Below are 12,809 nucleotides of genomic sequence, written 5' to 3'. Positions count from 1 at the left end.
GGCGGCCTTTTTACAAGATGGCTTGGCTTATTCACCGCGCTCCGCGTCAGAGCTTTTCAGCTCTTCAAGCGTCGGCATGGAGACGATGTTGTAGCCGGAATCCACATAATGGACTTCACCGGTGACACCGCTCGAGAGATCAGACAGAAGATAAACTGCCGATTTGCCGACATCATCGATGTCGACGGTACGGCGCAGCGGCGAGTTACGGCGCTGATAGCTGAAGATTGCGCGTGCGTCGCCAATACCGGCACCGGCAAGCGTACGCACCGGACCGGCCGAAATGGCGTTGACGCGGATGCCCTGCGGACCGTAATCGGCAGCAAGATAACGCACCATGGCTTCAAGCGCGGCTTTGGCAACGCCCATGACGTTATAGTTCGGGATGGTGCGCGTGGAACCGCCATAGGTCAGCGTCAGGATCGAGCCGCCGTCCTTCATGAGTTTTTCAGCGCGCTGTGCCATTTCCGTGAAGGAGTAGGCGGAAATCACCATTGTACGGCTGAAATTTTCGCGCGTGGTGACGTCTGCGTAGCGACCCTTCAGTTCGGTCTTGTCGGAGAAGCCGATGGCGTGAACGATGAAATCGAGCTTGCCCCACTTCTTTTCGACTTCGGCAAAAACCGCATCGACCGATTCGATATCTTCAACATCGCAAGGCAGTACGAAATCAGAGCCGACCTGTTCGGCCAGCGGCTTTACGCGCTTGCCGAGTGCATCACCTTGATAGGTGAAGGCCAGTTCGGCGCCCTGTGCTGCGAGTTGCTTTGAAATTCCCCAAGCGAGTGAGTGATTATTCGCGACCCCCATGATGAGGCCGCGTTTGCCTTTCATCAAACCTTCCATATTTTCCCTCTCCCTCAGCCCTGATAGCGCTGGAAAACCAGCGTCGCATTGGTGCCGCCAAATCCGAAGGAGTTGGAGAGCACGGTATTGAGCTGAGCGTTGTCAATGCGCTTGCGAACGATAGGCATGTCCGCGAAGGCAGGGTCCAGTTCTTCGATATGTGCGCTTTCGCAAATGAAATTGTTGTGCATCATCAGAAGCGAGTAGATCGCTTCCTGCACACCGGTTGCACCGAGCGAGTGGCCGGTCAGCGACTTGGTCGCAGCAATCGGTGGGCAGGCGTCGCCTGAGCCGAAGACCTGACGGATCGCATCGATTTCCGGGGCGTCGCCAGCTGGCGTCGAGGTGGCGTGTGGATTGATATAGTCGATTTTGCCCTTGACGGTCGAAAGGGCCATCTTCATGCAGCGGATCGCGCCTTCGCCGGACGGGGCGACCATGTCGTAACCGTCGGACGTCGCGCCATAGCCGACGATTTCGCCGTAAATCTTGGCGCCGCGGGCCAGTGCGGTTTCGAGGTCTTCCAGCACCAGCACGCCAGCACCGCCAGCAATGACGAAGCCGTCGCGGTTCTTGTCATAGGCACGCGATGCAGTGGATGGCGTGTCGTTATATTTGCTCGACATGGCGCCCATGGCGTCGAACAGGACCGAAAGCGTCCAGTCGAGGTCTTCGCAGCCGCCTGCGAACATGCGGTCCTGCTTGCCATACTGGATCATTTCGAACGCATTGCCGATGCAATGGTTGGAAGTCGCGCAGGCCGAAGAAATCGAATAGTTGATGCCCTTGATCTTGAAGAAGGTCGCAAGCGTCGCGGAAGCCGTCGAGCTCATGGCTTTTGGCACGGCAAACGGGCCGACGCGCTTTGGGCCTTTTTCGCGGGTGATGTCGGCAGAATCGACGATGGTGCGGGTCGATGGACCGCCGGAACCCATGATGATACCGGTGCGGTCGTTGGAGACTTCCTCTTCGGAAAGCCCCGCATCCGCAATGGCCTGATCCATCGCAATATGGTTCCAGGCCGTGCCACGGCCATGGAAGCGCATCGCGCGACGATCGACCAGTGCTTCGACGTCGATATTCGGAGCGCCGTGCACCTGACAACGGAAGCCGAGGTCGGCATATTCCTCAGCGCGGGAGATGCCGGACTTTGCTTCACGCAGCGAAGCCGTGACCTCTTCGGTGTTGTTACCAATCGAGGATACGATCCCCATACCCGTTACGACCACACGCCGCATCGCGTTCTCCTTTACACCTGATCCGTGAGCGACGTGTCCATCATGCGGACTGCCGCCTGTTCGCGGTTACATAGGTGCGATCTTCGCATGTTTTGAGCGCGGCCGCATGAAAACTGTTCACATTTTTGCAGTCGCGCTCGTGGATGATGGTGATTGAGGCGCCTTACTGGCCCTCGCTGTCCTTCGACAGGCCGACGCGCAGGTCAGACGCCCGGTAGATGGTTTCGCCATCGGCTTTCAGCCAGCCGTCAGCCGTGCCGAGCACAAGGCGGCCACGCATGACGCGCTTGAAATCGATGCCATATTCGAGAAGCTTGGTATGCGGACGCACCATGCCCTTGAACTTCACTTCACCGGTGGAGAGAGCCATGCCGCGACCCGGCTCGCCAAGCCAGCCGAGGAAGAAACCGGTCAGCTGCCACATGCCATCAAGACCGAGGCAGCCCGGCATGATCGGATTGCCCATGAAATGACACGGGAAATACCAGTCATCGGGGCGCACATCATACTCGGCGCGGATATAGCCCTTGTCGAACTCACCACCGGTTTCGGAAATATCGGTGATGCGATGGACCATCAGCATCGGAGGCAGGGGAAGCTGAGCATTGCCGGGGCCGAACATCTCGCCGCGTGCGCAGGCCAGGAGTTCTTCATACCCATAGCTTGATTTCTGTTCTGCCATTACGCCTCCCTTGAGGTTCATTCTGTATCGACCGGCAATCCGGCCCGGTTGTAGGTTTCACCGGAACATCCCTACCACAGACTGTTTCCGGCAGTAAAATCATGCATTGAGTTATTTGGGGGTTTATCCGAAAAACCGGCCAATTCCCAAGCCTATTGATACTTATTTCGCAACGGCATATATCAATGTCAGTATGCAATGGGCAACAGCCCGTTTGACGATTGATGATTTTGCAACAAGCTTGTGACGGAACCAACGGTGAATATGCAGTCTTCACATACCCACTCGACGGTCTCGATGGAAGAGCAGCTCCGCCGCGCGGGCCTGCGTCCGACGCGGCAGCGCGTTGCGCTTGCGAGCCTGATCTTCGCCCAGGGCGATCGCCATCTGTCTGCAGAAGACCTGCACGAAGAGGCCGTGATGGCCGACGTGCCGGTGTCTCTGGCGACGGTTTACAACACGCTGCACCAGTTCACGGAAGCCGGTATGCTGCGTATCATCGCGGTTGAGGGCTCGAAGACCTATTTCGATACGAATATCTCGGATCACCAGCATTTCTTCCTCGAAGGGGAAAATGTCGTGTTCGATATTCCACACGGCGAAAGAGGTCAACCTACGGTTGCCAACATGCCGGATGCGCCGCATGGCATGGAAATCGTGAACGTGGATATTATCGTTCGCCTGCGCCGCAAGAGCCAGTAACGAGCGCTCCTTTTAGTTGGACATGAAAAGAAAGCGGCCATGGCCGCTTTTTTGTTGCCTATTGGACCGTATAGGGCTGAAAAGGGATAAAGTTCTGCACCCCCGGCTGAATCGCCTCCCAAGCCTGGCTGGAGCACATTCGAAGGAGATATCATGCGTAAGCTACTTGTCGCCGCGACCATTCTCGCTGTGTTTACCGCTGGCAGCGCCTTTGCAAAGACCGTCCGGATCGGAGTAACGTCGGGGCCGCACGCTCAAATCATGGAAAAGGTGAAGCAAGTCGCCGAGAAGAACGGTCTTGAAATCAATATTCAGGAATTCTCGGATTATGTCATCCCGAACATGGCGCTTGCGGATGGCGCACTGGAAGCCAACTCTTTCCAGCATAAGCCTTATCTCGATAATCAGGTTGCCGATCGCGGCTTCGACATTGTTAGCGTTGCCGAGACGGTCAACTTTCCGATGGGGCTGTATTCAAAGAAGCTGAAGAATATTTCGGAGTTGGCCGACGGCGCGACAATTGCGATCCCCAATGATCCAACCAATGGTGGTCGCGCTTTGCTGGTTCTTGCTGAAAACGAAATCATCAAAATCGACCCGGCCAAGGGGCTGAAGGTCAGTGCCCTCGATATCGTTGAAAACCCGAAGAGCCTCAAATTCGTTGAACTCGATGCGGCACAGCTTCCGCGTTCGATGGAAGACGTCGATGCGGCCGTCATCAACACCAACTATGCCATGGAAGCTGGCTTGAACCCGGCAACCGATCCGCTGGTGCGGGAAGGCGAGAAAGCGCCTTACGTCAATATTCTCGTCGTTCGCACCGCCGATAAGGATGCCGACTGGGTGAAAACCCTGATCTCATCCTACCACAGCGATGAAGTGAAGGAATTTATCGCCACGACGTTCAAGGGATCGGTGGCGCCTGCCTGGTGATATTCCGAGGTGGAGGCGGGGCGATTTTTCGCCCCGCTCGCTTATCAGCCCTTCAGTTCCATCCGGATGTTGCGAAAGGGAAGGCCTTCATCGTCTTCCGATCGCTGACTGGTTATCTTGAAGCCGAGATGGCTGTAGAAACGACATGCCCGCTCATTGTCGGCATAAACTTCAAGCGATAACTCGCCGTTCAATGCCAAGGCATGGCGGATCAGAATTCGCCCTATTCCGCAGCCTTGCACGTCAGGATCGACAAACAGCCCGCCGATAAAGCTATCCAGCAAGCCGATAAAGCCAATCGGCCTGTCATTGATCGTGGCAACCCATGTTTCTGCCTTCTCGAGATAGACGTCTTCGATGAGTTTGCGCTGGTCTTGAAGCCGATCTCCTCCGAGAAAGGAATGGGCCTCCAGGGAGGCGCGATACCAGATGGACGACAGGGATGGCTAGTCCGACGCCTGATAGGCGCGGATTATCACGTCATGATCTTTCATGGTCTTCCAGAGTTTTGAATATGCACAAGAGTTCCGCCGTACGGGCAGGTTCAAATCCGTTAAAACGGTCGTGATGAACGTCTGCGCATAAAACTCCTTTCAAACTCAATTCAGAGCGCACTTCGATCTGATTGAATGAGATCGACGCTCTGATCGCAATATCGGTTCGTGTCTGGCGAAGTCAAGCTCGGCCAGTTTCCCTTATCCAACTCCGTGAGACCGAAGTCAGTCGAAGACTTCGCCCGGATAAACACCCCACAGGTCCGATTGCTTGATCCAGCCGCGTACGCCGCCCATGTCCGCCCGACACCATTGACCGGTGCACTCACGCACGGTGCCGACTACACCCGGTTCGATTTCGGCAGCAAGTCCCGATGTGTCGGCGGCATCGCGGCGCATATTGATCATCGAACCCTGATTGTTCTTGAGCCAGGGGGCTGTGATGGCAGTTCGCTTTCCGGAAAGCAGCGACTGGTAGACCCAGCCTTCCGTGCCGTCCGCATCGCGGATACGACGCCAGTTGTCATATTCCTGGATGATCTCGACGGGCAGTCCCGCCTTCATGAAAAGCCATGAAACCGCATAGTCGCGCCCCGGACCGATGCGCAGATTGACGCGTGCGGGTTTAAGGCTGACGAAACGTGGCACGGGAAGTCCGCTTGCGCCGACAGTCGTGCCCGCGGGCTCTGCGGCCCGTGCGGCATGCCTGTGTGAAGCGCCAAGCGGCGCCAGAATGAGAAAAAATGCCAGAAAGCCAAGCATGGCTATCCAAAAGCGTTGCGAAAGTACTCTGTACAAACTGCGACCTCTCGCCGTCCTGTCACGACAGCACGGTAGTAGCTTCAGCAGTTTAAGGGGGCTGCGAGGCGACGTTGCCGTCCTGTTTTCAGATCACACATCCGTCTGTGTGGAACAGATCGAAAGCGATCTAATTGTTTGATTTTAAATGTATCTTTTCAGAAAATCGATGTGGACTTTCCAAGAGACACCTGAAGTTTCCGGTTTTTCTTTGTCTTTGCCGCTTCGCCTTGATAGAGATGTTCAGCCGAAGCAATATCCCATATTGCACCGCCTTGGTTAAGGAGGTCTCAACATGAAGCTTCGGTTAACGCATTTTCGGGAAAAGTGGGAGTCGGTTTTCCGCTGGAAATGTGCAGGAAATTTCTTGGAGCGTGCCCTGCCAGTTGGTTACAATACGGGCTGTTCCGGGGGCTTTGCTCAACGATGGGGTGGAGATGTCGAACAAGAAGAAACCGCTGGTCGTTCTTACGCGAAAATTGCCGGACCCAGTGGAAACCCGAATGCGGGAACTGTTTGATGCGCGTCTGAATATAGACGACCACCGCATGAATCAGCCGGAAATCATCGCTGCGATGAAGGAAGCGGACGTTCTGGTGCCTTGCATCACAGATGTCATCGATGCAGCTGCGATCGAACAGGCGGGCCCCAATCTCAAGCTCATCGCAAATTTCGGCAATGGCGTGGATAATATCGACGTCGCGGCCGCCGCAAAGCGTGGAATCACCGTCACCAATACGCCGAATGTCCTGACCGAAGACACGGCGGATATGACCTTGGCACTTTTGCTTTCCGTGCCTAGACGTTTGGTGGAAGGTGCCAATGTGCTGGGCGAGCGCCACGGACAATGGCCAGGCTGGTCTCCGACCTGGATGCTCGGACGGCGCATCTGGGGCAAGCGCCTCGGGATCGTCGGCATGGGACGCATCGGCACGGCTGTCGCCCGCCGCGCCAAGGCTTTCGGGCTTTCCATTCACTATCACAACCGCAAGCGCGTCAATCCTGAAGTCGAGGAAGAACTGGAAGCGACCTATTGGGATAGCCTCGACCAGATGCTGGCCCGGATGGATATCATCTCGGTCAACTGCCCTTCGACGCCTGCCACATTCCATCTGCTGTCCGCACGCCGCATCGCGCTGATGCAGCCGACCGCCTATATGGTCAACACAGCACGCGGCCAGATCATTGACGAAAATGCCCTGATCGAGCTGATCGAACAAGGCAAGCTTGCCGGGGCGGGGCTGGATGTTTTCGAGAACGAGCCGGCGGTCAATCCGCGGCTGCTGGCGCTTGCCGAAAAGGGCAAGGTCGTCCTGCTGCCGCATATGGGATCGGCCACCATGGAAGGCCGCATCGATATGGGCGACAAAGTCATCATCAATATCAAGGCTTTTGTCGACGGGCACCGCCCGCCCGATCGCGTATTGCCGAACCGGGTTTAATTTTTCCGGCTCGCGGTCTTCGTTTCTTCGGCGTTTTTGCCGTCAATGAAACGAAGCACCGTATGCGCATAGAGACGCGGGTTTTCGACCGGGACGCCGTGCCCGGCATCGGGCAGAATGATCAATTCAGCACCCGATATCTGGCTGGCGATGAACTCCGTATGTTCGCGTGTGATGGCCGTATCGCGGTCTCCGATCACAATCGCCGTGCGCACGCTGATGCCGGACAAGTCCTCGTCCGTGAAGTTCGGCTCGTTCGCCCACAGCGCGTGGATTTCCTTGTCAATGCTCTCATAGTGGCGTAGTTCCGGTATCGGTTTTCCTTCGGCGCGGGCCTCGGCATAACCGGTATTGCCGTCAGGCGTGACGTTTGCCGCCTGCGCAAACAGGCTTGTCAGCCGTTCAGGATAGCGCATGGCGATGTCGAGGCCGATAATGCCGCCATCGCTCCAGCCGACTAGATCGACCTTGTCGATGTGGAGAAAGTCGAGCAGCGCCACATAGTCGTCGGCCATCAGTCCATAGGTGATCGGATCATCGGTGCGGGTGGAGCGTCCCTGTCCGCGACTGTCGGCAACGATTACGGTGTGGTCGCGCGCAAGGATTGGAAGCTGTGCATCCCATACATGCTGGTCGGACAGGCCGCCAGGAATAAGCAGGATTGGCGAGCCTTCGCCGACGATCCGGTAATACATTTCTATGCCGTTGACTTCGGCAAAGACGGCAGGCGACGCGGGAATGGTCATGCGTGCAATTCTCTCAGGTGAAACGGGGGATGGAAAAGACAAAACAAAGCCGATCAGCAAAGCGGCTATCGTTAATGTGGTCTTTCCCTTCATGGATCCCCGGTCTCATTTTCAGGGGCTGCGGATAAGCGTCGGCAGATCGTAGAGATAGGCAATGCGCTTGATGGCGTCCTGCAGCGGTTCCAGCGTGACGGTCATCGTATGACCGCTCGCATGGATCAGCATGTCAGGCGAGGCACAGATGGCGACGTGGCCCTTCCAGAAGACCAGATCGCCGCGCTTCAAATTCGAATAGGTCGCATCGGGTTCGATGATTTCGCCGAGCGTATCCTGCTGCATGTCGGAATCGCGCAGAACCTTGCGGCCTGCCACCCACATGCACAATTGCACAAGGCCGGAGCAGTCGATGCCGAAGCCTGATGTGCCGCCCCACAGATAAGGCGTATGAAGAAGGGTTTCGGCGACCGCCACATAGTCGGCTGCATGTTCACCGACTGGCGCAAGGTGGCTTGCGATCAGCGCCTCGCCGCTTTCCAGCAGCGCATATTTCGTACCGCGCGTTTCGGCTGCGCCGACGATGCGTACGCGAGAGCCGAGCGACAGTGCCTTGGTGTGCGGGAAACGCAGATCAGAGCCGGGATAGACGAAAGTACGCGGCACAATGACCAGATGTGTTTCGGCGCCAGCAGTCTGCTCCAGCGCGGCAGAGGAGACATAACCCGTATAGCCGTCGCGTTCTGCCTGGACCCACGACCAGCCGTCCATTTCCTCGAAGACACGAACGGGATCGCCGAAAATCATCTGTGTCTGCGGACCGCTATCCATACGCGGTTCGGCGCGCAGATCGACAACGGATGCGGAAACCTGCATTGGTGCTCCGGCGGTAAAACGCGCCGCTTCCACCCGACCGGTCAGCCGTTCGTCGGCGAGGTCGGGGCGATAAGCGTTGAGGCGGCGGTCGAGCATGGTCAAAGTGGTAACTCCCTGGCTTTGGCGATCACCAGATCGCCCAGTCTTTCAACATAAAGTGCACCGGCGACTGTCCTCTTTACTAGCACATTTCGCCGGTCTTTTTCATCACGATGCCGGGAGACGAGTTCAAGCGCGCCCATCGTGTCGAGCGCGCGGGTAATCACCGGCTTGGTGACATTCAGTTTTGCTGCAAGTCCCCGCACGGTATGCGGCGGGGGCTCCAGATAGATGGTCAGGAGAATGGCTGCCTGTCGCGTGGTGAGATCGGGCATCTCATCACGTACCTGTTCCAGCGACAGGGTTCTCAGCAATGTCAGCGCCTGCAACGGCTTCAGCTCAATTGGCATCCGGTTCCACCCAAATGGGGATTGTTTCGGAACCGTTTTATTCAATCCGTTTTCGGCGTTTCAGGCAAGTGGATTCAGCGCGCCGGGTAACGCTCCTTCAAAAGTTGGTAAAGAGCGCGAATGGCTTGCGCTTCGCCGCCGACCGGGGAAGCGGGTTTTTCGACCGGCACCCAACCGAAAATGTCGAAATGCGCCCATGCTTGAGCTTTTTCGACAAATTTGCTGAGGAAGAGCGCAGCCGTGACCGATCCGGCAAAGCCGTCGGTGGTGACATTGTTGATGTCGGCGATCCGTGAAGACAGTTTCTGCGCATAGGGCTTCCAGAGTGGCATGCGCCATAGCGGGTCTGCTGTGGAATCCGCGCTTTGCGCGATGGAAGCAGCAAGTCCGTCATCATGCGTGTAGAATGGCGGCAGGTCGGGACCGAGTGCGACACGTGCCGCGCCCGTCAGCGTCGCCATGTCGATCAGGAGTGCAGGTTCTTCCTCGTCGGCAAGCGCAAGCGCGTCGGCAAGAACCAGTCGGCCTTCGGCATCGGTATTGCCGATTTCGACGGTTAAGCCCTTGCGGCTTTGCAACACGTCACCCGGACGGAAGGCATTACCGGCAATCGAATTCTCCACCGCCGGGATCAATACACGCAGCCGCACCGGCAGTTGCGCGTCCATGATCATGGAGGCGAGGCCCAGCACATTGGCGGCTCCGCCCATGTCCTTCTTCATCAGCAACATGCCGCTTGCCGGTTTGATGTCGAGGCCGCCGGTATCGAAACAGACGCCCTTGCCAACCAGCGTGATTTTCGGGTCGCTTGCCTTGCCCCAGCTAAGATCGATCAGGCGTGGCGCAATAGCGCCAGCACGACCGACCGCATGGATCATCGGAAAATTCTTCTCCAGAAGCGCATCGCCTTCGGTAACGGCAATATCGGCTTTGTACTTGGACGCCAGTTCACGGGCCGCATTCTCGAGAGCATCTGGTCCCATATCGTTGGTCGGCGTGTTGATGAGATCGCGCACCAACATAACCGCAGCGGCGATGCGGCGGATTTCCGCTTCGTCCACGCCATGGGGCAGAGCGAGGCGGATCGCCTTGCCGTTCGCCTTGCGATAACGCGTGAAACTATAAGCGCCCATTAGGAAGCCGAGAACGGCAAGTGCCGCCTCATCGACCGCGCCTTCGATATGCCAGTCTCCTTCCGGAAGGTTGCGCGCCAGCTTTCCGGCCAGAAGCTGCGACTGGCTGCCCTTTTCCTCGCTGCCTGTTCCGAAAAGTGCACCTGACACCGCTCCGCCTGCGCCGGGGAGGACGAGCACTCGTCCGGCTTCGTCGTCAAACCCGTTGGCCCTAGCCCATGCAATTGCATCGGCGGGAAGACCGGCGGTTTCCAGTCCGCCTTTCGGCGTAAACCAGATCGGACGGCTTTGTTCGGATTTTTGGGAAAGAAGTTCGACAGACATGATGCTCTTTCTGACCAGTAAGCGATGTCCGGCAAAAGCGCTGGCATTTTGTCGGAAGTTCATAAAACAAACAGATATCGCTCCTCCCGAAAAGTGTGAAACGGCTTTCGGATAAGATGCGCGCTAAAACAAACAGATAGCGTGATTATTGCCGCGCGGAAACAGAAACCGCAATCGCTATATTAACCAATCATTAGGGTTAACAGATTATTGATTTAGCAGGAATTGGGCTTGAGGGTGAAAACCAGAGACTAAAGCATGTTGGATGCGCGACACGCTTTAGCAGGAGAGGCGGGATGCTGAACATCGTTCGAAAAGACGTTATCGCAACACGTCTTGGTTTCGCCTGCATTCTTTCAGCATTGGTTCTTTCCGGCTGCACATCCGTCGACCGAACCACGACCGGTTCGGTCCGCCGTGCGGCGACGGTCGCCACTTTCGATCACATGAACGACACGCAGCTTGCTGCGATGGCCGGGCGGCTCGGGGCGCAATACGAGCGCAATCCGAAGGACCGTCAGACGGCGCTCAACTACGCCAATGTGCTGGCGCGCCTTGGCCGCAACGATCAGGCGCTGGCCGTCATGCGGGCGCTCGCCATTGTTTATCCGAAAGATCAGGCTGTTCTTTCGGCTTATGGTAAGGCGCTTGCGGGTGCAGGCCAGTTTGAAGGCGCACTTGATGCCATTCGCCGCGCACAAAACCCGGCCTATCCCGACTGGAAACTGGTTTCCGCAGAAGGCGCCATTCTCGACCAGATGGGCAGGAAGGAAGAAGCGCGCGCGACTTATCAGAAGGCGCTGCAGCTTCAGCCGAATGAACCGTCGATCATCTCCAATATGGGGATGTCCTATCTTCTGGCAGGCGATGCACGAACTGCCGAAACCTATTTCAAGCAGGCCGCTGACGCTCCAGGCGCCGACAGCCGCGTGCGTCAGAACCTCGCGCTGTCAGTCGGTTTGCAAGGCCGCTTTCAGGAGGCGGAAGCGATTGCCGCGCGCGAGATTTCTCCGCAACAGGCCAAGGCCAATACGGATTATCTTCGTTCCATGCTGGCCCAGCAGAACTCCTGGAACATGCTCAAGGACAAGCCGAAGGGCTGAGGCCTCTCTTAGTTTTCGTCATGTCTGAATGACCGGTTATCAGTTACCGCCAAACAATCCGCCTTGCGCCGAAATCTGGATGAAGGCCGGGCCGAGGATGACGATAAAGAGTACCGGCAGGAAGAAAACGATCATCGGCACGGTCAGCTTTGGCGGCAGGGCCGCAGCCTTCTTTTCAGCGTCCAGCAGACGTAAATCGCGGCTTTCCTGAGAAAGCGTGCGAAGCGCCTGCGCCACCGGGGTGCCGTAACGCTCGGCTTGAATCAGTGCCTGCGTTACGGACTTCACCGGATCCAGCCCCGTGCGATTGGCGAGGTTTTCATAGGCCTGACGGCGCTCCGGCAGGAAGGAAAGCTCGGCATTGGTCAGCATCAGTTCTTCGGCAAGCTCGACGGATTGAATACCGATTTCATCGGCCACCCGGCGAAAGGCAGCTTCCGTGGACATGCCCGATTCGACACAGATGAGCATCAGGTCGAGCGCGTCCGGCCATGCGCGACGGATGGATTGCTTGCGCTTGGTTGCCCTGTTGGAGACGTAGAGGTTCGGCGCATAGAAACCGGCGTAGCCCGCGAAAACGCAGACGAGCAAACGAACGAAGAAGGTTTGATCGGCAAGCACACCGAGCATGAAAATGTAGATGGCGGCAATCAACATGGCGCCGAAAGGCAGCACAAAGCGCAGAAACAGAAAGATGTTGAGAGGGTTTTGTCCCCGGAAGCCTGCTTGTCTGAGCGAAGCGATCGTCTTTTCGTCGGCAAGCGCGCGCTTGAGATCAAGCCTTTCGACGAATTCGCGGATGCCCTGTTTCTGCTGATGCCGCAGGCTGTTGCGGCGATCGCTTTCTGCTGCAAGACGGGCACGCTCCCGTGAGCGAATGGCTTCGCGCTCGGTGGCGACCGATTTCATGCGTGATTTGAGTGCGCTGCCGCTCAGAACCGGCATGATGATCGTTACTACAGTTGCAAAAACCGCAACCGTGATCAAAACGCCGATGAGAAACTGCGGGTCGGTCAATTTTTGTGTGAGGAGAGAAAACATGTCCGGTG

General features: G+C 57.0%; 14 protein-coding genes. 4 read left to right on the top strand and 10 right to left on the bottom strand.

Going from position 1 to position 12,809, the window contains the following annotated elements; all coding sequences use genetic code 11:
• Positions 1-27: 27 nt before the first annotated feature.
• The 3 genes from fabI to fabA form a co-directional block, all read right to left on the bottom strand.
• Positions 28-846 (bottom strand): enoyl-ACP reductase FabI, encoded by an 819-nt coding sequence (gene fabI, locus AAE521_RS14500; protein WP_010657782.1) that lies wholly within the window; start codon positions 844-846, stop codon positions 28-30.
• Between the two features lie 14 nt (positions 847-860).
• Positions 861-2,084 (bottom strand): beta-ketoacyl-ACP synthase I, encoded by a 1,224-nt coding sequence (gene fabB / locus AAE521_RS14495; RefSeq protein ID WP_342061671.1) that lies wholly within the window; start codon positions 2,082-2,084, stop codon positions 861-863.
• A 163-nt stretch (positions 2,085-2,247) separates the two neighbouring features.
• Positions 2,248-2,766, bottom strand: a complete 519-nt coding sequence (gene fabA / locus AAE521_RS14490; protein ID WP_010657784.1) for a 3-hydroxyacyl-[acyl-carrier-protein] dehydratase FabA — start codon at positions 2,764-2,766, stop codon at positions 2,248-2,250.
• A 264-nt stretch (positions 2,767-3,030) separates the two neighbouring features.
• Between fabA and irrA the strand changes: the two genes are divergently transcribed.
• Both irrA and AAE521_RS14480 read left to right on the top strand, forming a co-directional pair.
• Entirely contained in the window at positions 3,031-3,468 is a 438-nt protein-coding gene (irrA, locus tag AAE521_RS14485) for an iron response transcriptional regulator IrrA (RefSeq protein WP_012090985.1), read from the top strand.
• Between the two features lie 153 nt (positions 3,469-3,621).
• Positions 3,622-4,401, top strand: coding sequence for a MetQ/NlpA family ABC transporter substrate-binding protein (locus tag AAE521_RS14480; protein ID WP_342061670.1), 780 nt, complete (start codon positions 3,622-3,624; stop codon positions 4,399-4,401).
• A 44-nt stretch (positions 4,402-4,445) separates the two neighbouring features.
• On the opposite strand, the gene AAE521_RS14475 is transcribed toward AAE521_RS14480, so the two are convergent.
• Positions 4,446-4,841, bottom strand: coding sequence for a GNAT family N-acetyltransferase (locus tag AAE521_RS14475; protein ID WP_342061712.1), 396 nt, complete (start codon positions 4,839-4,841; stop codon positions 4,446-4,448).
• Between the two features lie 279 nt (positions 4,842-5,120).
• Positions 5,121-5,693 (bottom strand): SH3 domain-containing protein, encoded by a 573-nt coding sequence (locus AAE521_RS14470; RefSeq protein ID WP_342061669.1) that lies wholly within the window; start codon positions 5,691-5,693, stop codon positions 5,121-5,123.
• Positions 5,694-6,130: 437 nt separating this feature from the next.
• Here AAE521_RS14470 and AAE521_RS14465 point away from each other — a divergent pair, with 437 nt between their 5' ends.
• Positions 6,131-7,135, top strand: a complete 1,005-nt coding sequence (locus AAE521_RS14465) for a 2-hydroxyacid dehydrogenase (RefSeq protein ID WP_010657789.1) — start codon at positions 6,131-6,133, stop codon at positions 7,133-7,135.
• Here the strand turns inward: AAE521_RS14465 and AAE521_RS14460 are convergent.
• The 4 genes from AAE521_RS14460 to AAE521_RS14445 all read right to left on the bottom strand — a co-directional run bounded on the left by AAE521_RS14460 (position 7,132) and on the right by AAE521_RS14445 (position 10,657).
• On the bottom strand, positions 7,132-7,974 hold the full coding sequence (locus tag AAE521_RS14460) for an alpha/beta fold hydrolase (protein ID WP_342061668.1): 843 nt from the start codon (positions 7,972-7,974) through the stop codon (positions 7,132-7,134). The two genes, AAE521_RS14465 and AAE521_RS14460, sit on opposite strands and share 4 nt — an antisense overlap.
• A gap of 18 nt (positions 7,975-7,992) precedes the next feature.
• Positions 7,993-8,847 carry a C40 family peptidase gene (locus tag AAE521_RS14455; RefSeq protein ID WP_342061711.1) on the bottom strand — a complete coding sequence of 285 codons (855 nt, stop codon included), beginning with the start codon at positions 8,845-8,847 and terminating at the stop codon, positions 7,993-7,995.
• Positions 8,848-8,849: 2 nt separating this feature from the next.
• Positions 8,850-9,200, bottom strand: a complete 351-nt coding sequence (locus AAE521_RS14450) for a MarR family transcriptional regulator (protein WP_010657792.1) — start codon at positions 9,198-9,200, stop codon at positions 8,850-8,852.
• 74 nt (positions 9,201-9,274) lie between these two features.
• Positions 9,275-10,657, bottom strand: coding sequence for a leucyl aminopeptidase family protein (locus tag AAE521_RS14445; protein WP_342061667.1), 1,383 nt, complete (start codon positions 10,655-10,657; stop codon positions 9,275-9,277).
• 296 nt (positions 10,658-10,953) lie between these two features.
• On the opposite strand from AAE521_RS14445, the gene AAE521_RS14440 reads away from it, so the two are divergent.
• Positions 10,954-11,760, top strand: coding sequence for a tetratricopeptide repeat protein (locus AAE521_RS14440; RefSeq protein ID WP_342061666.1), 807 nt, complete (start codon positions 10,954-10,956; stop codon positions 11,758-11,760).
• 39 nt (positions 11,761-11,799) lie between these two features.
• On the opposite strand, the gene AAE521_RS14435 is transcribed toward AAE521_RS14440, so the two are convergent.
• Positions 11,800-12,801: a type II secretion system F family protein gene (locus AAE521_RS14435; protein ID WP_342061665.1), complete on the bottom strand. Its 1,002-nt coding sequence runs from the start codon at positions 12,799-12,801 to the stop codon at positions 11,800-11,802.
• Positions 12,802-12,809 lie beyond the last annotated feature (8 nt).

The organism is Brucella cytisi (assembly GCF_038433355.1).
Classification (GTDB): Bacteria; Pseudomonadota; Alphaproteobacteria; order Rhizobiales; family Rhizobiaceae; genus Brucella; species Brucella cytisi.
Note: the sequence above shows the minus strand (reverse complement) of the source record. Positions and strands in the feature narration are given on the sequence as shown.